Consider the following 22,075-nt stretch of genomic DNA (forward strand, 5'->3'; position numbering starts at 1 on the left):
CTGACCCGCATAAGCAAACAAGTTCTCTGGGAGGAGAAGGACCATGAAAAAGACCCTGACGACGACCGTTCCGGCCGCGCTGATCGCGCTTGGCCTTGCTGGTGGCGCCAGCGCCGAAATCAAGATCGGCGCCTCGGTTTCCGCGACCGGCCCCGCTGCGTTTCTTGGCGACCCCGAGGCCAAGACGCTGGAAATGCTGGTCGAGGAACAGAACGCCAAGGGCGGCATCAACGGCGAACAGATCGCGCTGGTGCTTTACGACGACGGCGGCGACGCCAACAAGGCGCGCACCTTCGCCACCCGCCTGATCGAGGATGACGAGGTGCAGGCCATCATCGGCGGCACCACCACCGGCACCTCGATGTCGATTCTGGCCGTGGCCGAGGATGCCGAGATCCCCTTTATCTCGCTGGCCGGCGCCATCGACATTGTCCAGCCGGTCAAGCCATATACCTTCAAAACCCCGCATACCGACCGCATGGCCTGCCAGAAGATATTCGAGGACATGCAGAAACGCGGGATCGGCAAGATCGGCATGATCTCGGGCACGGACGGTTTCGGTGCCTCGATGCAGGCGCAATGCAAGGACGTGGTGGGCGAATACGGGATCGAGATCGCCGCCGACGAAACCTATGACCCCAAGGACGCCGACATGACGGCGCAACTGACCAAGCTGAGGAACACCGAAGGGGTGCAGGCGGTGCTGAACCCGGGTTTTGGCCAAGGTCCATCCATCGTGACGCGCAACTATCGCCAGCTTGGCATCGACCTGCCGCTTTACCAGTCGCATGGCGTCGCGTCGGACGGGTTCATCGAACTGGCCGGCAAGGAAGCGGCCGAGGGCGTTCGCCTGCCCGGCACCGCGCTGCTGGTCGCCGACCTTCTGGCCGAGGACGATCCGCAAAAGCCGGTGGTCAGCACCTATAAGACCGCCTTCGAGGGTAAGTTCAAACAGCCGGTCGGCACCTTTGGCGGCTATGCGCATGACGGTTTTGCGCTGTTGGTCGATGCGGTGACGCGCGCCGGCTCGACCGAGCCCGGGGCGATTCGCGACGCGCTGGAACAGACGCAGGGACTGGCCGGCACGACCGGTATCTATACCATGACGCCCGAAGATCATCTGGGGTTGGACCTGTCGGCCTTCCGCATGCTCGAGGTCAGGGACGGCACCTGGTCCATCGTCGAATAAGGCCCGCGTGGTTCCCGGATCACCGGGGACCGCCTTCGCCCGCTCGTAAGATTCCAACCAGAGAGCCCCGGCATGTCTGAACTTTTGCAATTCCTGTTTTCAGGACTGACGGTGGGCGCGGTCTATGCGCTCGTCGCGCTTGGCTTCACGATCATCTACAACGCCTCGGACGTGGTGAACTTTGCCCAGGGCGAGTTCGTCATGCTGGGCGGCATGATTACATGGTTTGCCCATGCCGCCGGCCTGCCGCTGCCACTGGCGGCGCTGCTCGCCATCATCGCCACCGCCGCACTTGGCGTCGCGATCAACAAGCTGGCGATCGAACCGGCGCGCGGCGCACCGATCGTGACGCTGATCATCATCACCATCGGTGCCTCGGTCTTTGTCCAGGGTGCGGCGCAACTGGTGTTCGACAAGCAGATACACACCTTTCCGGCCTTTTCCGGCGATACGCCGCTGCGGGTGATGGACGCGACGATCCAGCCACAAAGCCTGTGGGTGATCGGCGGCGCGCTGGTGGTCTTTGTCGGGTTGTGGCTGTTTTTCACCCGCACGCTTCTGGGTCGGGCGGTGCTGGCGACCTCGAACAACCGGCTGGCGGCGCAGCTTGTCGGCATCAACACGAATTTCGTGATGACGCTGTCGTTTGCACTGTCGGCGGGAATCGGTGCGCTGGCGGGGGTGCTGGCGACGCCGATCACGCTGACCGCCTATAACGTCGGGATCGGCTTTGCGCTCAAGGGCTTTGCCGGCGCCATGCTGGGCGGCATGGGCAACCCCAAGGGTGCGCTGGCGGGCGGCTTTCTGATCGGGCTGATCGAGGCGATGACGGCGGGCTATCTGTCCTCGACCTACAAAGAGGCGGCGGCCTTCGTCGTGATCCTGCTGGTGCTGTTCTTCATGCCGCAAGGCCTGTTCGGCCGCAAATCGACGGAGCGGGTGTGATGCCGAAACTGACCGCCAAATCCGCCACCCTGCTGGTGCTGGCCGCGCTGATCGCGATCACGCCGTTTTTCTTTCCCTCGGGCTATTACTACCGCGTGGGCGCGCTGATCTTTGTCAACGGGTTGGCCGTGACCGGCATCGTGATCCTGACCGGCTATGCCGGGCAGATCAGCCTGGGCCATGCCGGTTTCGCCGGGATCGGCGGCTATGCCTGCGCACTGGCCCCGGTGCATCTGGGGCTGCATCCCTCGCTTGCGGTGCTGCTGGGCGCAGTGATTTCGGGGGTGCTTGCCTGGCTGGTCGGGCGACCGATCCTGCGGCTCAAGGGCTATTACCTTGCCGTGGCGACGCTGGGCTTCGGCATCCTCGTCTCGATGGTGCTGAACAACGAACGCGATCTGACGGGCGGCCCCGACGGGATCGCCGTGCCCGAGCTTGGCTTGCGCGGGTTGCTCAAGGACTGGGGGCTGGACCTGACCAATGGCCAGTTCTGGTATTTCTTCTGCGGTATCGTGCTGCTGATCGGGGCATGGATCGCGCTGAACCTGCACCAAAGCCCCACCGGCCGCGCCCTGCGCGCGCTGCACGGGTCCGAGATCGCGGCCGGAACGGTCGGCATCGACGTGACCCGGATCAAGCTGCAGGCCTTTGTCATCTCGGCGGTCTATGCCTCGGTCGCGGGCTCGCTTGTGGCGCTGCAAAACAAGTTCATCACCCCCGATATCGCCGGCTTCATGCATTCTATCGAGATGGTGACCATGGCCGTTCTGGGCGGCGCCGGTTCGGTCCTGGGGGCGATATTCGGCGCGGGCATCCTGACGCTGCTGCCGCAGGCGCTGACCGTGCTGGCGGAATACGAGCAGCTCGTCCTGGGTCTTGTGATGATGCTGGTGATGATCTTCCTGCGGGAGGGGCTGTTGCCCTCGATCCTGCGCAAGCTGAGGGGGAGAGGCGAATGACGCTGCTTTCGGTCGAAGGTCTTGGCATCAGTTTCGGCGGCATCAAGGCCGTCAACGATGTCAGCTTCAAGGTCGATCCGGGCGAGATCGTTTCGATCATCGGCCCGAATGGCGCCGGCAAGACCACGCTGTTCAACATGATCTCGGGCGTCTATCTGCCCGGCTCGGGCCGCGTCGCGCTGAATGGCGAGGATGTGACCGGCATGGCGCCGTTTCGTCTGGCAAGCCGCGGCATGTCGCGCACCTTCCAGAACCTGCAGATCTTTCAGAACATGACGGTGCTGGAAAACGCCATCTCGGGCTTTCACCTGCAGGAACGCGGCCCGGTGCTGGCGGACCTGCTGCATCTGCCCTCGTCACGCGCACGGGCACGAACGGCCGAGGCGGGCGCGCGCAAGCTATTGGCCCGCGTCGGGCTGAAGCGCGCGGCGGATCGCGAGGCGGGCAATCTGTCCTATGGCTCGCTCAAACGGCTGGAGATCGCGCGGGCGCTGGCGATGGAGCCCAAGGTGCTGCTGCTGGACGAACCCGCCGCCGGCTGCAACGCCGTCGAGACCGAGGAAATCGACCACCTGATCGCCGAGGTCGCAGCGTCCGGCACCGCCATCCTGTTGGTGGAGCACGACATGAAGATGGTCATGCGCATCTCGAACCATATCGTGGTTCTGGACCATGGCGAAAAGATCGCCGAGGGCGCGCCCGCCGTGGTCAGCCGCGATCCGGCGGTGATTGCCGCCTATCTTGGGACTGATGCCGAAAAGGGGGTCGCCGATGCTGACGGTTGAGGGCTTGCGCTCGCGTTATGGGCGCATCGAGGTGCTGCATGGCATCGACCTGCATGTGGACAGCGGCGAGATCGTCACCGTCGTCGGCGCCAATGGCGCGGGCAAGACGACGCTTCTGCGCTGCCTGTCGGGTGTGCAGCCGGTGTCAGGTGGCGCCATCACCTTTCGGGGTGAGCCGCTGACCCCGGTGCCCGCCTATCGGCGGCTGGCGCGCGGCCTGGCGCAATCGCCCGAGGGGCGGCAGATCTTCACCAACCTGACGGTAGAGGAAAACCTGCGGCTCGGCGCCTTTCTTTACAACGACGAACGCGTGGACAAGGACATGGAGGACGCATTCCAGATGTTCCCGATCCTGCGCGACAAGCGCAATCTGGCGGCCGGCGGGCTGTCGGGCGGGCAACAGCAGATGCTGGCCATGGCGCGGGCGCTGATGGGGCGACCGTCCTGCCTGCTTCTTGACGAGCCCTCGATGGGATTGGCGCCGATCATCGTGGCCCAGATATTCGACGTGGTGCGCGGGCTTAAGGCGCTTGGCGTCACCGTGCTGCTGGTGGAACAGAACGCTTTTGGCGCCTTGAAGATCGCCGACCGTGGCTATGTGATGGAAACCGGCCAGATAACCATGCAAGGTCCGGCCGAAGAACTGATCGCCGATCCGCGCATCCGCGAAGCCTATCTGGGGATATAAAGCATGACCGTCACCATCGACCGCCAAGGGGAAATCGCCGTCGTCACCGTGGACAACCCGCCCGTCAACGCGCTTGGTCAGGCGTTGCGGCAAGGGTTGTGGGATGCGGTGGGCACGCTGGACGCCGACCCCGAAATCCGGGCGGTGGTGCTGGTCTGCGCGGGCCGCACCTTTATCGCCGGTGCCGATGTGACCGAATTCGGCAAGCCGCCGGTGCCGCCGCATCTGCCCGATCTGGTCGCCCGGATCGAGGCCGCCGCGAAACCTTGGGTCGCGGCCATCCACGGCTCGGCCCTTGGCGGCGGGCTTGAGGTCGCGCTGGGATGCCGCTGGCGGGTGGCGGTCCCCGATGCTTCGCTGGGCCTGCCCGAGGTGACGCTGGGCATCGTTCCCGGCGCGGGCGGCACGGTGCGCACGCCCCGCGTCATCGGTGTCGAGGCTGCGGTGGACATGGTGACCTCGGGTCGGCCCATGCGCGCGGCTCAGGCGGCCAAAGCCGGGTTGATCGACGCGGTGATTCCGGGCGATCTGCTGCCCGGCGCCGTGGCATTTGCCCGGCAGGCGCTGGCGCTGCCCATGCCCAAAGCTGCCTCGGCCCGATCCCTTGCCGCCCCCGATGCGGCTTTCTGGGCGGAAAAGGAAAAATCCGTGGCCAAGGCGGCCAAGGGTGCCGCCGCGCCCTTGCGCGCGCTGGCCTGTCTGCGCAAAGCCGCCGAAGCGCCCTTTGACGAGGCCATGGCGTTCGAGCGGGAAACCTTTCTGAACCTGCGCGGCTCGGATCAGGCGGCGGCGCTGCGCCATGTGTTTTTCGCCGAACGCGCCGCGCCGCGCCCTGCCGCGCTGCGCGATGTGGAACCGCTGGCCCTGCGCCGCGCGGCGGTGATCGGCGGCGGCACCATGGGGGCGGGGATCGTTGCCGCCTTGCGCGATGCCAGCCTGCCCGTCATCCTGATCGAGCGCGACGACAACGCCGTCGCGCAAGGTATTGCCAATCTGCGCGGCATCTTTGACGGTGCGGTCAAGCGCGGCAAACTGACCCCGGCGCAGGCCGCCGACCGGCTGGCGGGTGTCGCGGCAACCACCGATTACGCGGTGCTGGCGGATGTCGATCTGGTCATCGAGGCGGTGTTCGAGGAAATCGGCGTCAAGCGCGCCGTATTCGACCAGCTTGGCCGGGTCTGCCGCCCCGATGCGGTGCTGGCGACCAATACCTCTTATCTCGATCCGCGCACGATTGCCGAAGGGGTGCCCCATCCCGAGCGCTTTATCGGTCTGCATTTCTTCAGCCCCGCCAATGTCATGAAACTGCTGGAGATTGTGCCCGCACCGCAGACCTCGGAACGCACGCTGGCGACCGGCTTTGCGCTGGCGCGGCTGTTGAAAAAGATTCCCGTCCGTTCCGGCATCTGCGAAGGCTTCATCGGCAACCGCATCCTGAAACGCTATCGCGCCGCGGCCGAGGCATTGGTGCGCCGGGGCATCCCCATTGCCGAGGTCGATGCGGCCATGCGCGGCCATGGTTTCGCCATGGGCCCATTCGAGGCGCAGGATCTGGGCGGGCTCGACATCGCCTTTCTGCAGCGCGAGGGGGCAAGGGCGGCGGGTCAGGACGTGCCTGAAACGCTGGGCGACATTCTGGTGCGCGCCGGCCGCAAGGGGCAAAAGACCGGCGGCGGCTGGTATGACTATGCCCCGGGCGAACGCAGGCCGCTGCCCTCGGCGATTGTGACCGAACTGCTGGCGGGCGCGATCACCCCCGGCGCCGCGATGGAGCGCGAGGCGGTCGCCCAACATCTAGTCGCCGAAATGGCGGCCGAGGGGCAGGCGATTCTGGACGAAGGCATCGCGCAAAGCCCCGCCGATATCGATCTGGTCAAGATCCACGGCTATGGCTTCCCGCGCTGGCGGGGCGGGCCGATGTTCGCCACGGGCATTCGTTCCTAAGGGGGGCAAGATCCCAGTGCCGGGTGTCGTATCGCATAGCCCCCGGCGGCTGGCCGGCCCTACCTGACAAGGCTGCGCGAGCCTGTCCCTGTGGGTGGCGTTTGCGGATATCCATGATATTTTGCTCCGGGTCAGGTTACGCGCCGGACCTTGGCCCCTGCCTTGTAAGCCCCGCGCCGACAATCGTTTGGAGCCCGGAAAATGAATTTACAGCAAGCCCTGCGAGGCACCGCATGAGCGGCAGGGACGGCGCGGGCGATTTTGCCTCTCCGCCCTGTCTGGCATCGCAGATCGCGCCGGATTATTTCGACCCGCTGGCCGTCGATCCGCAGCAGGCCACCGACGTGGCGCGTTGGCGCAAGGCGCAGCGCGAAGAGCTGCTGGCGCGCCGTGTGGCGCTGAGCGTCGCGGAAAGGCAAGAGATCGCGACAGCCATTGGCAAGGCGCTGGACGCGCTGCTGGTCCAGCGGTTGCCGGATGTGCGGGGCAGGGTGATCTCGGGCTATTGGCCGATCCGCTCCGAACCCGACCTGCGCCCTTGGCTTGCCAGCCTGCATGAGCGGGGCGCGATCCCGGCTCTGCCGGTGGTCGAGCGCCGCGCCAGCCCACTGGTCTTTCGCCCATGGCGCCCCGGCGCGGCGATGGAACGCGGCCACTGGAATATCCCGGTCCCTGCCACCACCGAAACGCTGGTGCCGGATGTGGTGCTGGCCCCATTGGTCGGCTGGGACGCCGCGGGCTATCGGCTGGGTTATGGCGGCGGTTACTTCGACCGCACACTGGCCGCGCGCCAGCCGCTGGCGATCGGCGTCGGGCTGCAATCCGCGCGGCTGGCGACGATCTATCCGCAGCCCCATGATATCGCACTGGCTGCCATCATCACCGAATGCGGATGCCAATACTCCTCGCCGCAGCCTTAATGCGGGTGCGCCCAAGTACGAAAAAATCTTGCCGGGCGCGGCGACGATTTCTTGTCCCGCGACGTTGAACGACAGCCGGGAACCTGCGTTTACCAGCGGCAGGCAGAAAAGGAAGACGAATGACCAAGACAATTCTGGGCCTTAGCGGCAGTTTGCGTCGCGCCTCGTTCAACACCGGGCTGCTGCGCGCGGCAGCCGATCTGGCGCCCGAGGGGGTGCAGATCCAGATCGGCTCGATCCGCGAGGTGCCGCTTTACGATGGTGATCTGGAGACAGCGTCCGGTCTACCCGAGCCGGTGCGCGTCCTGCAATCGCAGCTTGCCGCGGCGGATGCGCTGCTGCTGGTGACGCCTGAATACAACAATGGCGTGCCGGGCGTGTTCAAGAACGCCATCGACTGGATGTCGCGCGGCGACGGGCTGGCGATGTTCGTGGGCAAGCCGGTGGCGGTGATCGGCGCCTCGCCCGGCGGGTTTGGTACGATCCTGTCGCAAAGCCACTGGCTGCCGGTGCTGCGCACGCTCAAGGCCGCGTTGTGGACCGAGGGACGGCTGATGGTGTCGCGGGCCGGGTCGGTGTTCGACGATCAGGGCAACCTGACCGACGACAAGACGCGCACGCAGTTGCGCGATTTTCTCAGGGGCTTTGCCGCCAGCTTTTGATGTCTATGGCCCGACACTTTCGGCATTGACGCCTTGGGGCGCGCCGCCTTCGCGGCCCACACGCAAAAGGCAGCCCAAAGGCTGCCTTGCGATCTTATGGCACGGGATGCGCGGTCGATTATTCGGCCGCGAAAGTCCCGGCGAATTGCCCGCACCAATCGTTCGATTTGACCACCGGCCAGAAGCCCCGGGTTTCCGCATCCTTCTGGGTGACGGGGGGGTTGACGCGGCAGAGGCCGGAATCCGAAAGCGTGCTGGCGGAGTTGGCGACGTGGTCCTCATAGAACGCGCAGGCGTTGCAAGCGGTTTTCGTCATGACTGTTCTCCTGTCTGGCTAGCTGTTTCTGCGGTGGCTGGCTGGCGTTGTGCTGGCTGGCGACCTTGACCCGGATATAAGGGGCGATTCGTGAAAGGTCAAGAAATAATCTTGTAAAAACAAATAGTTGACAGAATTGCTTGGTGTTCTGTTCCTGATGCGAACACTCGGATTTCGAATTTGCGTCCTGTCGAAAACGCTCGGGAAAGGGCTGGCGGGCAAGGGTGTCGGGACGCAGACGGCCCGGATGTGCAGGGGTTAGCCGCCGTCCTCGGGGCGCAGTGTCAGCGTCACCCGGTCGCCGGCGAACCAAGTGGTGCCATGTTCGACCGGGACACCCGCCGTATCCACGTTCACCGCGACCGAGCGCAGGACCGGCGCGCCTTCGGCCACCTCCAGCGCCAGCGCCATGGTCGCCGGGGCCAGTTCCGCCGTCAGCCGGGTCGAGGCGCGGGTGTAATCGGTCAGTCCACACTCGGCCAACGCCGCGGTGATCGAGGGGATCGCCGCCACATGCCGCAACAGATCGGGAAAACGCCCCGCATCGAAGACCGAGCGGAACACCGCCACCGGCTGGCCATCGACCAGCGACACCCCCTCGACCGCATGCACCATGGCGCCGGGGGCAAGATGCAGGGCCTCGGCCTCTTGGGCATTGGCGCCGCGCGTCTCGGTCAGTGTCAGCCGGCGCGAGGGCGCGCGGCCCGAGGCGACGACGTTCTGGTGAAACCGCACCCGCCGGCCCAGCGGATAATCGGTGGGCCGGGCGGCGACAAACACCCCCGCACCACGGCGAGAGCGCACGGTGCCTGCCTCGGCCAACGCCGCAAGGGCGTGACGCACGGTATGGCGGTTCACGCCGAACCGCGCGGCCAGCACCGCCTCGGACGGCAGCCGGTCGCCGGGATGGTAATGACTTCCGGCGATTTCGGCCGCCAGCGTGTCGGCGATGGATTTCCAGATCGGACTGCGGCCCATGTGCCCTCTTGCTGTCACCGAAAGTTCACGACCCGACCCTTGAGCCGAATCGTCAGGCGGGTTATCACTTGTCTAGTTGTATAGAATCTAGACAAACCCGCAAGCTTGTCGAGGCCGGAATGCCCCAACCCTCCCATCCCGAAACTGCCGCGCGCCGCGATTGGATCTCGGCCCTGGCCAAGGCGCCGCCGGCGCGGCTGGCTGAACTGCTGCCCGAACTGCCGGCGCATGAACTGCTGCGCGGGCCAGAAATCGGCACCGTCATGGTGCAGGGCCGGATCGGCGGCACAGGCGCGCCCTTCAATCTGGGCGAGATGACGGTGACCCGCTGTTCGGTCCGGCTGCCAGAGGGCGCGGTGGGCCATGCCTGCGTGCAGGGCCGCGATCAGGGCCATGCCACCCGCGCCGCCCTTGCCGATGCCTTGATGCAGACCGACGCGGCGGCGCAGATTGATACGCAGGTGCTGGCCCCTCTGCGCCGCGAGGCGGCCGAGACCCGCGCCACACGCGCCGCCAAAGCCGCCGCCACCCGTGTCGAATTCTTCACAATGCTGCGCGGAGAAGACCAATGAACGCCATCCTTGGCGGCGGTTTCGCCCAACCCCCGATCCAGTCCGCGCAGGCATTTCGCGCGCTTCTGGAGGCCATGGCGCGTCCCGGCCGCATCTATTCCGTCGACGGGGCACATCCGCCCGCACCGATCTCCATCGCGGCGGGGGTGGCGCTGCTGACGCTGACCGACAGCACCACGCCCCTGCATCTGGCAGGTGCTGCGGATAATGAGGCGCTGCGCGGCTGGATCGGCTTTCACACCGGCGCACCGTTGGTTGCGGCAGACCGGGCGCAGTTCGCCCTTGGCACATGGGACGCGCTGCAACCCGTTGGCCGTTTCCGCATCGGTGAGCCGTCCTATCCCGACCGCTCGGCCACGCTGATCGTGGAACTGCCGCTGCTGCGGGGGCAGGGCGCGCGCCTGACCGGCCCCGGCATCCAGTCCGACGCGCGGCTCAGCCTGCCCGAAACCGCCGCTTTCCGCGCCAACCGGGCACTGTTTCCCTTGGGCTTCGATTGCATCCTGACCTGCGGCGACCAACTCGCCGCCCTGCCGCGCAGCACGAATGTGGAGGACGCCTGATGTATGTCGCCGTCAAAGGGGGCGAGCGCGCCATCGACGCTGCCCATGCCTGGCTGGCGCAAGAGCGTCGGGGCGACCCTTCGGTTCCCGAACTGACCGTCGCGCAGATCCGCGAACAGATGGCCTTGGCGGTGAACCGCGTGATGGCCGAGGGTTCGCTTTACGACCCCGACCTTGCGGCGCTGGCGATCAAGCAGGCGCGCGGCGATCTGATCGAGGCGGTCTTCCTGATCCGCGCCTATCGCACCACCCTGTCGCGGTTTGGCACCTCGCGCCCGGTCGATACGGCCGCAATGGCGGTTGATCGCCGAATCTCGGCCACCTTCAAGGATCTGCCGGGCGGGCAGGTGCTGGGGCCGACCTTCGACTATACCCACCGCCTGCTGGATTTCGCGCTGGCCGCCGAAGGCGTGCCCCCGCCCGCCCCCGTGGCGCCGGTGCAGGAAGATGCGGTCCCCCATGTCACCGGCCTGCTGGACCGCGACGGGCTGATCGAGCCGCAGCCCGCCGACGACACCGCCGCCCCCGACCTGACGCGGCAGCCGCTGGAACTGCCGGCCTCGCGCGCGCTGCGGCTGCAGGCGCTGGCCCGCGCGGACGAAGGGTTTACCCTGTCGCTCGCCTATTCCACGCAGCGCGGCTATGGCCGCACCCACGCCTTTGTCGGCGAGCTACGCATCGGCCGCGTCGCGGTCGAGGTCGATCTGCCGGAACTGGGGTTTGCCGTCGAGATCGGCGAGATCGAGCTGACCGAATGCGATACGGTGAACCAGTTCAAGGGTTCGAAAACCGAGCCGCCGCAATTCACCCGCGGCTACGGCCTTGTCATGGGCCAGTCCGAACGCAAGGCAATCTCGATGAGTCTGGTGGACCGCGCCCTGCGCTGGCAGGAACTGGGCGAGGACTTTACCGGCGCACCTGCACAGGATGAGGAATTCGTGCTAAGCCACTGCGATAACATCCAATCAACTGGATTCCTCGAACATATCAAGCTTCCGCATTACGTCGATTTTCAGGCGGAACTGGAACTCGTCCGCCGCATGCGCCGCGAGGCCGCGCAGATGCAGAGGGCGGCGGAATGACCGGCCACACCTATAATTTTGCCTATCTGGACGAACAGACCAAGCGGATGATCCGCCGCGCGCTGCTCAAGGCGCTGGCCATTCCCGGCTATCAGGTGCCCTTTGCCAGCCGCGAAATGCCGATGCCCTATGGATGGGGCACGGGCGGGGTGCAGGTGACTGCGGCCTGCCTGACGCCGGACGACCGGCTGAAGGTCATCGATCAGGGCGCCGATGACACCACCAACGCCGTGTCGATCCGCCGCTTCTTTCAACGCACGGCGGGGGTCGCGACAACCGGGCGCACGGCCGAGGCAACGGTGATCCAGACCCGCCACCGCATCCCCGAGCAGCCGCTGACCGAGGGGCAGATCCTTGTCTATCAGGTCCCGATCCCCGAGCCCCTGCGCTTTCTGGAGCCGCGAGAGACCGAGACCCGCAAGATGCACGAGCTTGAGGAATACGGGCTGATGCACGTCAAGCTGTACGAGGACATCGCCCGCCACGGCGAGATCGCCACGGCCTATGCCTATCCGGTCCGGGTCGAGGGGCGCTATGTCATGGACCCCTCGCCGATCCCGAAATTCGACAATCCGAAACTGGCCGGCAACCCGGCGATCCAACTGTTCGGCGCGGGCCGCGAGGCGCGCATCTATGCGGTGCCGCCCTATTCGGACGTGGTCAGCCTCGATTTCGAGGATCACCCCTTTACCGCCTCCAAGGCCGATCACGCCTGCGACCTTTGCGGCTCGGCCAGCAGCTATCTGGACGAGGTCATCACCGACGACCTTGGAGCGCGGATGTTCGTCTGTTCGGACACCGATTTCTGCGCCTCGCGCCAGACGGCAGGGCATCGCGGGCGTCTGGCCCCCGAACTGGCCCCCGAAGGAGACACCCGATGACCTCGATGCAGAACCGCATTGCCGCCGACAGCGCGGGGCCGCTGCTGTCGGTGCGGGCACTGACGAAACGCTATGGCGCGCGGATCGGCTGTGCAGAGGTCGGTTTCGACCTTTACCCCGGCGAGGTGCTGGGCATCGTCGGCGAAAGCGGCTCGGGGAAATCGACGCTGCTGTCCTGCCTTGCCGGGCATCACCCCCCGGACGAGGGGCGCATCCTGTTCGACGGTGCCGATGTGCTGGGTTTTTCCGAGGCCCGGCGGCGCAGGTTGCTGCGCGGCGAATGGGCCTATGTCCACCAGAACCCGCGTGACGGGTTGCGCATGGGCGTGTCTGCCGGCGGCAACGTCGGCGAGCGGCTGATGGCCGTGGGCGCGCGCAACTATGCCACCATCCGCGAGAGCGCCACCGATTGGCTGGGCCGGGTCGAGATCGCGGCGGACCGGATCGACGACCGCCCCTCGGCCTTTTCAGGGGGCATGCAGCAGCGGTTGCAGATCGCCCGCAATCTGGTGACCGGGCCGCGTCTGGTGTTCATGGACGAACCCACGGGCGGGCTGGATGTCAGCGTGCAGGCGCGGCTTCTGGACCTGCTGCGCGGGCTGGTGCGCGACCTTGGCCTGTCGGTGGTGATCGTGACCCATGACCTGGCGGTGGTGCGTTTGCTGGCCGACCGGCTTATGGTGATGAAATCGGGCCGGGTGGTGGAAACCGGACTGACCGATCAGGTGCTGGACGATCCGCAAGACGCCTATACGCAACTGCTCGTTTCCTCTGTCCTTCAGGTGTGACCCATGATCCAGATCGAGAACCTGTCGAAAAGCTTTGTCCTGCACAATCAGGGCGGGGTGGTGATCCCGGTGATGGCGGGCGCGCAGCTAAGCGTGGCGCCGGGCGAATGCGTCGGGCTGGTAGGCCGGTCGGGCGCGGGGAAATCCACGCTGATGCGCATGGTTTATGGCAATTATCTGGCCGGGGGAGGGTCGATCCGCATCGGCGGGCTGGACGTGGTCACGGCCGCGCCGCGCCAGATTCTGGCCCTGCGCCGCGCCATCCTTGGCCATGTCAGCCAGTTCCTGCGCGTGGTGCCGCGCGTGCCCACGATCGAGGTGGTGGCCGAGCCGCTTTTGCGTCTTGGCACGCCGGCCCCCGCCGCCCATGCCCGCGCCGCCGAACTGCTGGAGCGGTTGAACATTCCCCGGCGGCTGTGGACGCTGTCGCCCACCACATTCTCGGGCGGGGAACAGCAGCGCGTGAACATCGCGCGCGGCTTTGCCCATGACTATCCGGCGCTGCTGCTGGACGAGCCGACCGCCAGTCTGGACCTTCATAACCGCGAGATGGTGCTGCAACTGATCGAAGAGGCCAAGGCGCGCGGCGCGGCGATCCTTGGCATCTTTCACGACGAGGGCGCGCGGGCGCGGGTCTGCGACCGGTTGGTCGATGTGACCGCCTTCACGCCGGGGATGGCGGCATGAGCAGCCGTCTGGTCGCCGTCGTCGGCCCCTCTGGCGCGGGCAAGGACACGCTGATGGCGCTGGCCTGCCGGGTGCGCCCCGAAATCCGCGCCGCCCGCCGCGTCATCACCCGTCCCGGCGATGCCGGCGGCGAGGATTTCGAGGGCGTGGACGAGGCCGAGTTCGCCGCCCGCCAGCAAGCCGGAGGGTTCGCCCTGCATTGGCGCGCGCATGGGTTGGGCTATGGCATTCCCACCAGCGCGCTTGCGGGCGAGGGCACCGTGCTGTTCAACGCCAGCCGCGCCGTTCTCGCACAGGCGCAGGCGCGTTTTCCCGATCTGACCGTGGTGCTGGTGACGGCCCCGTCCGAGGTGCTGGCGCGGCGGCTGGCGTCGCGGGCCCGCGAAAGCGGCGACGATCAGGCGGCACGGCTGGCGCGGGCAGGCTTTCCCTTGCCTGAGGGCATCTGCCCGCGCGTGGTGATGAACGACGGCACGCCCGAGGAAGGGCTGGCCCGTTTCCTTGCCGCGCTTCAGCCGGAAAGGGTATAGCGATGCAGCAGGTGAAAACGCCCGTCCGCCGCCTCGCCGAACAGGCAAAGGTCCGGGATCACGAAGGGTCGGGGCAGGACCGGCGCGAAATGCCCCTGCAGAATGCGCATTGCCTCGCCGGCCAGAGGCTCTTGCAGCCGGTCGGTCAGGGTCAGGTGGAACCGGAACTCTTCCATGACATAGGGATAGCCCCACAACGTCAGCAACTCGCGCTGGCGCGGCGTCAGGCGCTCGGGGCGGCGGCGGGCGATCTCGGCCTCGGTCAAGGGCGCGCGGAGGCCGTCCAGCGCCGCCACCACCGTTGCGGCAAGGGCTTGCAGCGGGGCCGTGTCGCCGTCGGGCACCAGCGCAAGAAAGCCGCCCAGACTGACCAGCCTCAGGCCCGGCAGCGTGACGGGGGCCAGTCCCGCCGCCAGTTCCGCCATGGCCTGATGCAGGTCCGCATCGTCGCGGTCCCCAGCCAGCCGGAAGGGCGGCTTGATCGTGCCGTGAAAGCCGTATTTGCGCGGCTCGCCGGTGATTTCCCCGACCGGCAGACCCAGATCGGGTTGGGCCACGGGCCGGCCCAAGGCGGCATCCCAGCCCAGCCATGCGCTGGCGCGGCTGGCGAACGCGCCCTGGGGCGGGGCGTAATAGACGGCGTAACGCTTAATCTCTTTCATGCGCGGGCTCTTATCCAAGGCGTGCCACAGGCTTGTGACACAGCGCCGGCATTCAGCCCCGTCATGGACCCGGACGCAAGACAGGACGACAAAAGATGACCGAGACGATCCTTGCCAATGCCACGCTGATCCTGCCCGATGAGGTGATCCGGGGCATGCTGCGCATGACCGACGGGCGTATCGCCGCCATCGACACGGGTGGGGCGGTGCCCAAGGGCGCGCTGGATTGCGAGGGCGATCTGGTGATGCCGGGCCTGATCGAGCTGCACACCGACAATCTGGAACGCCACATCCAGCCGCGCCCCAAGGTGCATTGGCCGCATCAGGCAGCGATCCTTGCCCATGACGGCGAACTGGCCAGCGTGGGCATCACCACGGTTTTCGATGCGCTGCGCGTGGGGTCCGTGATTTCCGGCGGCAAGACGAATTACGGCGAATATGCCCGCGCGCTGGCAAGCGAGATTCTGGACCTGCGTGCCAAGGGCGCGCTGAAGATCAGCCATTTCCTGCACCTGCGGGCCGAGATCTGTTCCGAAACATTGGTGGCCGAGATGGCGAAATTCGGCCCCCAAGACCGCATCGGCATCGTCAGCCTGATGGACCACACCCCGGGGGAACGGCAGTTTCGCGACATCTCGAAGCTCAAGGATTACGTCTGCGGCAAGCACGGCCTGTCGGACGAGGGGTTTGCCGATCATGTCGCCAGCCAGCGCGCCCTGCGCGACCGGCTGGGCGCGCTGCACGAGGTGACGGCTGTTGCGGAATCCCGCCGCTATGGCGCGGTGCTGGCCAGCCATGACGACACGACGGCGGCTCAGGTCGCTGTCTCGGCCGGCCACGGCGCGCATTTCGCCGAATTCCCGACCACGACCGAGGCGGCCTCGGCCTGCCGCGCCCATGGCATCCGGGTGATGATGGGGGCGCCGAACCTGATCCGCGGCGGATCGCATTCGGGCAATGTCGCGGCGGCGGAACTGGCCGAGGCAGGGCTGCTGGATATCCTGTCCTCGGATTACGTGCCCTCGTCGCTTTTGTCGGCAGGGCTGTTGCTGGGCGATTTGTGGGGCGACATGGCGCGCGGCATTGCGACCGTCACCGCCGCCCCGGCCGATGCGACGGGGCTGAGCGACCGCGGCCGGCTGGCCCCGGACGCCCGCGCCGACGTGATCCGGGTCGCCCGGATCGCAGAGGTGGGCGCGCTGCGCGGCGCCTGGGTGCAGGGGCGCCGCGTGGCCTGATGGGCCCGGACCCGCGCGCCCCTGGACTGGGGGGCGGGCCGGGATACCCGCTTAGAACGGGCTGTCGGGGTAATAATACTGTTCGGCGTTCTCGGGCGTGATCAGTTGCGAGCTGATGATGAAGCGCCCGGTCATCGGTGCGTTCGACACGAAGTTCAATGCCGTCATCTCGATGGCCGAGGAAATCAGTGCCGGGGGATAGGTCACGTTCACCGGCAGTTGCTTGTCGCCGTCCATGATGCGCTTGACGATTTCCTTCATGCCGGCGCCGCCGATCACCCACATCTCGTCATTGCGGTTCGCGGCCGAGATCGCTTCCAGCACGCCGATGGCCATGTCGTCGTCTGCCGCCCAGACCGCGTTGATCTGCGGATATTTCGACAGATAGTCCTGCATCACCGCAAATGCGTCGTCGCGGTTCCAGTTGCCGTGCTGCATATCAAGGATCTCGACCTCGGACCCTTCCAGCGCCTTCTGGAATGCCTCGACACGCTCATTGTCGAGGGTGGTGGGGATGCCGCGCAGCACCACGACCTTGGATCCCGGCTCAAGGTTTTCGCGGAAATATTCGCCCGCCACCCGGCCGAAGGCGGTGTTGTCGCCGGCCACGTAAAGATCTTCGATCCCCTCTTGCGACAGGCCGCGATCCACCACGGTGACGAATTTGCCGGCGTCCTTCACTGCCTTGACCGGCGCGGTCAGCGGCTCGGATTCAAAGGGCAGCACGACCAGCGCGTCGATGTTGCGCGTGGCCATCATGTCCTCGATGTCGTTGACCTGCTTGGACGGATCGCCGGCGGTGGACAGGACGAACTCAAGGTTGGGATAGGTCTCGCCCAGCCGTTTGATCGTATCCTGCGCATGCCAGTTCAGCCCACCCATGAACCCATGCGTGGCGGATGGAATCGACACGCCGATGATCTTTTTCTCGGCATCCTGCGCGAAAGCGGCGGTGCCCATGCCCATCGCTGCCACCAGCGCGGCGGCTTTCATCAGGCTTCTGCGTTTCATTTTCAACTTCCTCCCCAGTCACCGCTCCTCGGCGGTGCGTTTCTCCCGCTGCAAGACGACAGCAAGAACGATGATGACCCCCTGGATCGCCCCGTTCAGATAGGGGCTGACCAGATCGGCCAGATTCAGGATGTTGTCGATCAGGGACAGGATCAGCACGCCGACCACAGTGCCCCAGACCCGGCCGCGCCCGCCTTTCAGCGCGGTGCCGCCGATGATGACGGCGGCGATGGCCTCCAGTTCCCACAGCACGCCGGTCGAGCCCGAGGCCGAACCAAGCCGGGGCACGTAAAGCACCACCGCCAGCCCGACCAGCAGGCCCAACAGCACATAGGTCAAAAGCCGCATCCGGTTCACGTCGATGGCCGAATACCGCGCCACCCGGTCGTTTGATCCGATAGCCTCGACATGCCGGCCAAAGCGCGAGTGGCGCATGGTCCATTCGCCGCAGACCGCGACCACCGCAAAGGCGATGATCGGCCATGTCAGCCAGCCGATACCGCCGTAATAGACCGGCCGGTAAAGCGTGCGCAGGCCGTAATCCAGCGACAGGGTGCCGCCGTCGGCCAGCCATGTCACCAGCGATCGAAAGATGCCCATGGTGCCAAGCGTGACGATAAATGGCTCGATCCGCGCCTTGGTGACCAGCGCGCCGTTCAGCCAGCCCGCGGCAATACCGCCCAGCACGGCGACCACCATGCCCAGCATGATCGTGCCCCAGTTGACGCCCAGGCTGGGCAGGGCGGCGTTCATGGCAATGATGGTGATGCCGGCCAGAAAAGCCGCCATCGAGCCGACCGACAGGTCCAGCCCGCCTGCGGTGATGACAAAGGTCATGCCGACTGCGATCAGCCCGATAAAGGCCGAACGCGCCAGCACGTTGGTGATGTTCGCGGGGGCCAGAAAGGCGCTGTTCAGCAGGGCGCCAAGGATCACCAGGGCGACCAAAGCGACAAGCGGGCCAAGGGTATGCAGGTCGATCTTCATGCGGCTTCTCCGGTCACGCCCATGGCAAGGCGGACGATCCTGTCTTCGGTCATGTCTGCGCCGGCCAACTCGCCGGCCAGCCGGCCTTCGCGCATCACCAGCACGCGGTCGGCCAGCCCGATCACCTCGGTCATCTCGCTGCTGATGACGATAAGGCTGCGGCCCTCGGCGGCGAGCTTGCGGATGAAGGCATAGATCTGGCGCTTGGTGCCCACATCGATGCCGCGCGTCGGCTCGTCGATTATAATTATTCTAGGATCAGGCAGCATCACCTTGGCTAGCAACAGTTTTTGCTGATTTCCGCCTGAAAGCTTGCCGGCCACCATGTCGCGGCGCGGGGCGCGGATGTCGAATTCCCGCGTGGCCTTGTCCAGCGCCGCGTCCTCGGCCCGCGTATCCAGCCGCCAGCCGCCGAAACGCTCCAGCGTGGCAAGCGTCAGGTTCTCGCGCAGGCCCTTGTCCAGCAGCAGCCCGGCCTCTTTGCGGTCCTCGGTCAGATAGGCGAGGCCGGCGGCAAAGGCGTCGCGCAGGCTGCGGATGGCGACGGGCCTGCCTTCGACGCGAACCTCTCCGATCGAGGTGCGCAGACCGACCAGCCCCTCGGCCAGTTCAGTGCGCCCCGAGCCGACGAGGCCGGCGATGCCCAGCACCTCGCCCCGACGCAGGGTAAAGCTGACATCGCGCACACGGCCGGGCACGGTCAGGCCGCTGACCTCCAGCGCCGGCTGATCGCCGGGCTGGCCCTTGGGCGGGTAGAAATCTTGCAACTCGCGGCCCACCATGGCCGTGGCCATGCCGTCCTCGGTCAGCTCACCGCGCAGCGCCTGCCGCACCACGCGGCCGTCGCGCAACACGGTGATGCGGTCGGCCAGATGCGCGACCTCGTCCAGCCGGTGCGAGCAATACAGGATCGCCACCCCCTCGGCGCGCAGCCGGGCGATCTGTTCGTAAAGCGTGCCAACCTCGCGATGTGTCAGCACGGCGCTGGGTTCGTCCATGATCAGCACGCGGGCCTTGCGGGACAGGGACTTGGCGATCTCGACCATCTGGCGGTCGGGCACCGACAGGTCGCGGATACGCGCCTCGGGGTCGATGCGCGTGTCCAGCCGGTTCAGCTGCGCGGCGGTCGCCTGACGCATGGCGGCATGGTCCAGTCGCCAGCCGCCGATTTCGCGGCCCAGAAACACATTCGCCGCCACGGTCAGGTCGGCGGCAAGGTTGAATTCCTGATGGATGACCACGATGCCCTGCGCCTCGGCCTCGGGGCCGCTGGCAAAGCGCACGGGCTGGCCGTCCAGCACGATTTCGCCCGAGGTCGGGTCCAGAAACCCACCAAGGATTTTCATGATCGTGGATTTGCCCGCACCGTTTTCGCCGATCAGCGCATGCACCTCGCCCGGTTCCAGCGCCAGATCTACGTCATGCAGGACCTCGATGGGGCCAAAGCTTTTGGATACATTGCGCAGCGCCAATACGGTCATGATCCCACCTCGACCCATGCGCCGTCCCGCGCCGAGGATGCCTGAGCGGCGGCAATGAACGCCATGCCGGAAAGGCCGGCATCCAGCCCCGGCACACGATCCAACAACCTAGAATCTCTGCGAATTATCGAAGCTATATCAAGGTATATATTGGAGAATCCCTCAAGATATCCTTCGGGATGCCCGGGCGGAGTGCGGAACGAGGCGCTGCGGTCCTGCGCCCGCGTCAGGATGCGGGCCGGACCGTCCTTGGGCGACAGGATCAGCCGTTCAGGGTCCGGCAGCCGCCATTCCAGCGCCCCCTCGGTCCCAAAGATCCGCAGCGACAGCCCGTTCTCTTGCCCCACCGCCACCTGGCTGATCCAGATCCCGCCCTTGGCGCCCGAGGCATAGCGCAGCGCGATGCGCGCATCGTCATCCACCACGCGCCCGGCCACCATGCTGGACAGATCGGCCGAAAGGGTCGCCGGCGTCTGGCCGGTCACGAACTGGGCCAGTTGCCAGGCGTGGGTGCCGATGTCGGCGATGGCCCCGGCACCGGCGCGCGCGGGATCGGCGCGCCACTCGGCCTGCTTGCTGTCGGGTTGATCGGCCAGCCAGCCTTGCAGATACTCCACCTGCACCAGCCGGATTTTCCCCAGCGCACCCTCGGCCACCAGCGCACGGGCTTCGCGCACCATCGGCATGGCGCAATAATTATGTGTCAGAAAGAAATGCGCGCCGCTGGCCCGTGCGGCCTCGGCGATCTGCTGCGCCTGTTCGGGGGTCGCCGCCAGGGGCTTGTCGCAGATCACATGAATGCCCGCGCGCAAGAAGGCTGCGGCGGGGGCGGCGTGCAAGTGGTTGGGGGTGACGATGCTCACCGCCTCGATCCCGTCCTCGCGCGCGGCCTCGGCCCGGACCATCTCGTGAAAACTGTCATAGCTGCGGATGCCCAACTCGGCCGCGCTGGCGGCGGCGCGGTCGGCGTCCGACGACAGCGCCCCGGCGACCAGCACGAACTGTCCGTCCATCCGCGCGGCGATGCGGTGAACGGCGCCGATAAAGGCACCGCTGCCCCCGCCGACCATGCCCAGCCGAACCGGTCTCATAGCCCCAGCGCCCGGTCGATGGCCGCCTGATCCACGTGGCTGGCGGCAAAATCGTCGAAAGCGTGCGGCGTGACCCGGATGATGTGGTCGCGCACGAAGCGCGCGCCTTCCCGCGCGCCGTCCTCGGGGTGTTTCAGCGCGCACTCCCATTCGACCACCGCCCAGCCGTCGAAACTGTATTGCGTCAGTATGGAGAACACGGCGGGAAAATCGACCTGACCATCGCCGGGACTGCGAAAGCGTCCGACGCGATCCGCCCAGTTCTGATAGCCGCCATAGACACCCTGCCGCCCGGTCGGCCGGAATTCGGCGTCCTTGACGTGAAACATGCGGATGCGGTCGTGATAAATCTGGATGTTCTGCAAATAATCCAACTGTTGCAGGACGTAATGCGAGGGGTCGTAAAGCATGTTCGCGCGGCCGTGCCCGTCCACGCGATCAAGGAACATTTCGAAGGTCGTGCCGTCATGCAGATCCTCGCCCGGATGGATCTCATAGCAGATGTCGATGCCGTGCTCTTCGGCCAGATCCAGCAAGGGACGCCAGCGGGCGGCCAGAGTATCGAATGCGGCCTCGACCAACCCCGGTGCGCGCTGCGGCCAAGGGTAAAGATAGGGCCAGGCCAGCGCCCCCGAAAACGTCGCCATCCGATCCAGTCCCAGCAAGCGGCTGACCCGGATCGCGCGGGCGACCTGATCCGCGGCCCATTCCTGCCGCGCGGCGGGATTGCCGCGCAGGGCAGGCGGCGCAAAGGCGTCGAAACCTGCGTCATAGGCCGGATGGACGGCGATCAACTGGCCCTGCAAATGGGTCGAAAGCTCGGTCACCTCGACGCCGTTCTGCCGGGCGATGCCCAGGAATTCGTCGCGGTAGTCCTGCGACTGCTCGGCGCGCGACAGGTCCAGCATGCGCGGATCGCTGGTCGGCACCTGCACGCCCAGATAGCCGCAATCCGCCGCCCAGCGGGTGATGCCGTCCCAACTGTCGAAAGGCGCCGTGTCGCCGATGAACTGCGCCAGAAACAGCGCCGGTCCCTTGATGGTCCGCATGGTATCCCTCACTCCCCAAACTCAGGCTGCACTGCTCTGCAATCGATTGCAAACATTTTCTTGCGCC

24 protein-coding genes are annotated in these 22,075 nt (G+C 66.4%); 16 read left to right on the forward strand and 8 right to left on the reverse strand.

Features of this window, described 5'->3' with window-relative positions; all coding sequences use genetic code 11:
- The first annotated feature begins 43 nt into the window (after positions 1-43).
- The 8 genes from JWJ88_RS11800 to JWJ88_RS11835 all read left to right on the forward strand — a co-directional run bounded on the left by JWJ88_RS11800 (position 44) and on the right by JWJ88_RS11835 (position 8,092).
- Complete coding sequence (locus tag JWJ88_RS11800) at positions 44-1,189, forward strand: ABC transporter substrate-binding protein (RefSeq protein WP_205295545.1); 1,146 nt, start codon at positions 44-46, stop codon at positions 1,187-1,189.
- A gap of 72 nt (positions 1,190-1,261) precedes the next feature.
- The gene (locus JWJ88_RS11805) at positions 1,262-2,134 is read left to right on the forward strand and encodes a branched-chain amino acid ABC transporter permease (RefSeq protein ID WP_205295546.1); all 873 of its coding nucleotides are present in this window, start codon (positions 1,262-1,264) and stop codon (positions 2,132-2,134) included.
- Positions 2,134-3,093: a branched-chain amino acid ABC transporter permease gene (locus JWJ88_RS11810; RefSeq protein WP_205295547.1), complete on the forward strand. Its 960-nt coding sequence runs from the start codon at positions 2,134-2,136 to the stop codon at positions 3,091-3,093. Before JWJ88_RS11805 ends, JWJ88_RS11810 begins: the two co-directional genes overlap by 1 nt.
- Positions 3,090-3,878 carry an ABC transporter ATP-binding protein gene (locus JWJ88_RS11815; protein WP_205295548.1) on the forward strand — a complete coding sequence of 263 codons (789 nt, stop codon included), beginning with the start codon at positions 3,090-3,092 and terminating at the stop codon, positions 3,876-3,878. Before JWJ88_RS11810 ends, JWJ88_RS11815 begins: the two co-directional genes overlap by 4 nt.
- Complete coding sequence (locus JWJ88_RS11820; protein ID WP_205295549.1) at positions 3,865-4,566, forward strand: ABC transporter ATP-binding protein; 702 nt, start codon at positions 3,865-3,867, stop codon at positions 4,564-4,566. Before JWJ88_RS11815 ends, JWJ88_RS11820 begins: the two co-directional genes overlap by 14 nt.
- A 3-nt stretch (positions 4,567-4,569) precedes the next feature.
- The gene (locus JWJ88_RS11825; protein ID WP_205295550.1) at positions 4,570-6,510 is read left to right on the forward strand and encodes a 3-hydroxyacyl-CoA dehydrogenase NAD-binding domain-containing protein; all 1,941 of its coding nucleotides are present in this window, start codon (positions 4,570-4,572) and stop codon (positions 6,508-6,510) included.
- Between the two features lie 233 nt (positions 6,511-6,743).
- On the forward strand, positions 6,744-7,430 hold the full coding sequence (locus JWJ88_RS11830) for a 5-formyltetrahydrofolate cyclo-ligase (RefSeq protein WP_205295551.1): 687 nt from the start codon (positions 6,744-6,746) through the stop codon (positions 7,428-7,430).
- A gap of 119 nt (positions 7,431-7,549) precedes the next feature.
- Positions 7,550-8,092, forward strand: a complete 543-nt coding sequence (locus tag JWJ88_RS11835) for an NADPH-dependent FMN reductase (protein ID WP_205295552.1) — start codon at positions 7,550-7,552, stop codon at positions 8,090-8,092.
- A 118-nt stretch (positions 8,093-8,210) separates the two neighbouring features.
- Here JWJ88_RS11835 and JWJ88_RS11840 read toward each other — a convergent pair whose 3' ends face one another.
- On the reverse strand, positions 8,211-8,408 hold the full coding sequence (locus tag JWJ88_RS11840) for a hypothetical protein (RefSeq protein WP_205295553.1): 198 nt from the start codon (positions 8,406-8,408) through the stop codon (positions 8,211-8,213).
- A gap of 258 nt (positions 8,409-8,666) precedes the next feature.
- The gene (gene phnF / locus JWJ88_RS11845) at positions 8,667-9,386 is read right to left on the reverse strand and encodes a phosphonate metabolism transcriptional regulator PhnF (protein WP_205295554.1); all 720 of its coding nucleotides are present in this window, start codon (positions 9,384-9,386) and stop codon (positions 8,667-8,669) included.
- Between the two features lie 119 nt (positions 9,387-9,505).
- On the opposite strand from phnF, the gene phnG reads away from it, so the two are divergent.
- From phnG to phnN, 7 genes are read left to right on the forward strand one after another with little or no spacing between them, the layout of a single operon-like run.
- Positions 9,506-9,958, forward strand: a complete 453-nt coding sequence (phnG, locus tag JWJ88_RS11850; protein ID WP_205295555.1) for a phosphonate C-P lyase system protein PhnG — start codon at positions 9,506-9,508, stop codon at positions 9,956-9,958.
- On the forward strand, positions 9,955-10,521 hold the full coding sequence (gene phnH / locus JWJ88_RS11855) for a phosphonate C-P lyase system protein PhnH (RefSeq protein ID WP_205295556.1): 567 nt from the start codon (positions 9,955-9,957) through the stop codon (positions 10,519-10,521). The genes phnG and phnH overlap by 4 nt, the downstream gene beginning before the upstream one ends.
- Positions 10,521-11,603 (forward strand): carbon-phosphorus lyase complex subunit PhnI, encoded by a 1,083-nt coding sequence (locus tag JWJ88_RS11860; protein ID WP_205295557.1) that lies wholly within the window; start codon positions 10,521-10,523, stop codon positions 11,601-11,603. The genes phnH and JWJ88_RS11860 overlap by 1 nt, the downstream gene beginning before the upstream one ends.
- Complete coding sequence (locus tag JWJ88_RS11865) at positions 11,600-12,484, forward strand: alpha-D-ribose 1-methylphosphonate 5-phosphate C-P-lyase PhnJ (protein WP_205295558.1); 885 nt, start codon at positions 11,600-11,602, stop codon at positions 12,482-12,484. The genes JWJ88_RS11860 and JWJ88_RS11865 overlap by 4 nt, the downstream gene beginning before the upstream one ends.
- Positions 12,481-13,272: a phosphonate C-P lyase system protein PhnK gene (gene phnK / locus JWJ88_RS11870; RefSeq protein WP_205295559.1), complete on the forward strand. Its 792-nt coding sequence runs from the start codon at positions 12,481-12,483 to the stop codon at positions 13,270-13,272. Before JWJ88_RS11865 ends, phnK begins: the two co-directional genes overlap by 4 nt.
- Before the next feature lie 3 nt (positions 13,273-13,275).
- On the forward strand, positions 13,276-13,959 hold the full coding sequence (gene phnL / locus JWJ88_RS11875) for a phosphonate C-P lyase system protein PhnL (RefSeq protein ID WP_205295560.1): 684 nt from the start codon (positions 13,276-13,278) through the stop codon (positions 13,957-13,959).
- Positions 13,956-14,489, forward strand: coding sequence for a phosphonate metabolism protein/1,5-bisphosphokinase (PRPP-forming) PhnN (gene phnN, locus JWJ88_RS11880; protein ID WP_205295561.1), 534 nt, complete (start codon positions 13,956-13,958; stop codon positions 14,487-14,489). Before phnL ends, phnN begins: the two co-directional genes overlap by 4 nt.
- Here the strand turns inward: phnN and JWJ88_RS11885 are convergent.
- Positions 14,471-15,151, reverse strand: coding sequence for a DUF1045 domain-containing protein (locus tag JWJ88_RS11885; RefSeq protein WP_205295562.1), 681 nt, complete (start codon positions 15,149-15,151; stop codon positions 14,471-14,473). The two genes, phnN and JWJ88_RS11885, sit on opposite strands and share 19 nt — an antisense overlap.
- A gap of 95 nt (positions 15,152-15,246) precedes the next feature.
- On the opposite strand from JWJ88_RS11885, the gene JWJ88_RS11890 reads away from it, so the two are divergent.
- Positions 15,247-16,389, forward strand: a complete 1,143-nt coding sequence (locus JWJ88_RS11890; protein WP_205295563.1) for an alpha-D-ribose 1-methylphosphonate 5-triphosphate diphosphatase — start codon at positions 15,247-15,249, stop codon at positions 16,387-16,389.
- Positions 16,390-16,440: 51 nt separating this feature from the next.
- On the opposite strand, the gene JWJ88_RS11895 is transcribed toward JWJ88_RS11890, so the two are convergent.
- From JWJ88_RS11895 to JWJ88_RS11915, 5 genes are read right to left on the reverse strand one after another with little or no spacing between them, the layout of a single operon-like run.
- Positions 16,441-17,400, reverse strand: coding sequence for an ABC transporter substrate-binding protein (locus JWJ88_RS11895; protein WP_205295564.1), 960 nt, complete (start codon positions 17,398-17,400; stop codon positions 16,441-16,443).
- An 18-nt stretch (positions 17,401-17,418) separates the two neighbouring features.
- Positions 17,419-18,387 carry an ABC transporter permease gene (locus tag JWJ88_RS11900; protein WP_205295565.1) on the reverse strand — a complete coding sequence of 323 codons (969 nt, stop codon included), beginning with the start codon at positions 18,385-18,387 and terminating at the stop codon, positions 17,419-17,421.
- Complete coding sequence (locus tag JWJ88_RS11905) at positions 18,384-19,868, reverse strand: sugar ABC transporter ATP-binding protein (protein ID WP_205295566.1); 1,485 nt, start codon at positions 19,866-19,868, stop codon at positions 18,384-18,386. The genes JWJ88_RS11900 and JWJ88_RS11905 overlap by 4 nt, the downstream gene beginning before the upstream one ends.
- The gene (locus tag JWJ88_RS11910) at positions 19,865-20,959 is read right to left on the reverse strand and encodes a Gfo/Idh/MocA family protein (protein ID WP_205295567.1); all 1,095 of its coding nucleotides are present in this window, start codon (positions 20,957-20,959) and stop codon (positions 19,865-19,867) included. Before JWJ88_RS11910 ends, JWJ88_RS11905 begins: the two co-directional genes overlap by 4 nt.
- Positions 20,956-22,008 (reverse strand): sugar phosphate isomerase/epimerase family protein, encoded by a 1,053-nt coding sequence (locus JWJ88_RS11915; RefSeq protein ID WP_205295568.1) that lies wholly within the window; start codon positions 22,006-22,008, stop codon positions 20,956-20,958. The genes JWJ88_RS11910 and JWJ88_RS11915 overlap by 4 nt, the downstream gene beginning before the upstream one ends.
- Positions 22,009-22,075: the final 67 nt, after the last annotated feature.

The sequence above is a fragment of the Paracoccus methylovorus genome (assembly GCF_016919705.1).
GTDB classification, from domain to species: Bacteria; Pseudomonadota; Alphaproteobacteria; order Rhodobacterales; family Rhodobacteraceae; genus Paracoccus; species Paracoccus methylovorus.

Bases quoted from the DNA above. Each gene is read 5' to 3' on its own strand.
- JWJ88_RS11860 (WP_205295557.1), top strand. From the start codon at position 10,521: ATGTATGTCGCCGTCAAAGGGGGCGAGCGCGCCATCGACGCTGCCCAT.
- JWJ88_RS11840 (WP_205295553.1), bottom strand. From the start codon at position 8,408: ATGACGAAAACCGCTTGCAACGCCTGCGCGTTCTATGAGGACCACGTC.
- phnF (WP_205295554.1), bottom strand. From the start codon at position 9,386: ATGGGCCGCAGTCCGATCTGGAAATCCATCGCCGACACGCTGGCGGCC.
- JWJ88_RS11800 (WP_205295545.1), top strand. From the start codon at position 44: ATGAAAAAGACCCTGACGACGACCGTTCCGGCCGCGCTGATCGCGCTT.
- JWJ88_RS11905 (WP_205295566.1), bottom strand. From the start codon at position 19,868: ATGACCGTATTGGCGCTGCGCAATGTATCCAAAAGCTTTGGCCCCATC.
- JWJ88_RS11825 (WP_205295550.1), top strand. From the start codon at position 4,570: ATGACCGTCACCATCGACCGCCAAGGGGAAATCGCCGTCGTCACCGTG.
- JWJ88_RS11830 (WP_205295551.1), top strand. From the start codon at position 6,744: ATGAGCGGCAGGGACGGCGCGGGCGATTTTGCCTCTCCGCCCTGTCTG.
- JWJ88_RS11865 (WP_205295558.1), top strand. From the start codon at position 11,600: ATGACCGGCCACACCTATAATTTTGCCTATCTGGACGAACAGACCAAG.
- phnH (WP_205295556.1), top strand. From the start codon at position 9,955: ATGAACGCCATCCTTGGCGGCGGTTTCGCCCAACCCCCGATCCAGTCC.
- phnG (WP_205295555.1), top strand. From the start codon at position 9,506: ATGCCCCAACCCTCCCATCCCGAAACTGCCGCGCGCCGCGATTGGATC.
- JWJ88_RS11900 (WP_205295565.1), bottom strand. From the start codon at position 18,387: ATGAAGATCGACCTGCATACCCTTGGCCCGCTTGTCGCTTTGGTCGCC.
- phnN (WP_205295561.1), top strand. From the start codon at position 13,956: ATGAGCAGCCGTCTGGTCGCCGTCGTCGGCCCCTCTGGCGCGGGCAAG.
- JWJ88_RS11895 (WP_205295564.1), bottom strand. From the start codon at position 17,400: ATGAAACGCAGAAGCCTGATGAAAGCCGCCGCGCTGGTGGCAGCGATG.
- JWJ88_RS11915 (WP_205295568.1), bottom strand. From the start codon at position 22,008: ATGCGGACCATCAAGGGACCGGCGCTGTTTCTGGCGCAGTTCATCGGC.
- JWJ88_RS11890 (WP_205295563.1), top strand. From the start codon at position 15,247: ATGACCGAGACGATCCTTGCCAATGCCACGCTGATCCTGCCCGATGAG.
- phnL (WP_205295560.1), top strand. From the start codon at position 13,276: ATGATCCAGATCGAGAACCTGTCGAAAAGCTTTGTCCTGCACAATCAG.
- JWJ88_RS11835 (WP_205295552.1), top strand. From the start codon at position 7,550: ATGACCAAGACAATTCTGGGCCTTAGCGGCAGTTTGCGTCGCGCCTCG.
- JWJ88_RS11910 (WP_205295567.1), bottom strand. From the start codon at position 20,959: ATGAGACCGGTTCGGCTGGGCATGGTCGGCGGGGGCAGCGGTGCCTTT.
- JWJ88_RS11805 (WP_205295546.1), top strand. From the start codon at position 1,262: ATGTCTGAACTTTTGCAATTCCTGTTTTCAGGACTGACGGTGGGCGCG.
- JWJ88_RS11885 (WP_205295562.1), bottom strand. From the start codon at position 15,151: ATGAAAGAGATTAAGCGTTACGCCGTCTATTACGCCCCGCCCCAGGGC.
- JWJ88_RS11820 (WP_205295549.1), top strand. From the start codon at position 3,865: ATGCTGACGGTTGAGGGCTTGCGCTCGCGTTATGGGCGCATCGAGGTG.
- phnK (WP_205295559.1), top strand. From the start codon at position 12,481: ATGACCTCGATGCAGAACCGCATTGCCGCCGACAGCGCGGGGCCGCTG.
- JWJ88_RS11810 (WP_205295547.1), top strand. From the start codon at position 2,134: ATGCCGAAACTGACCGCCAAATCCGCCACCCTGCTGGTGCTGGCCGCG.
- JWJ88_RS11815 (WP_205295548.1), top strand. From the start codon at position 3,090: ATGACGCTGCTTTCGGTCGAAGGTCTTGGCATCAGTTTCGGCGGCATC.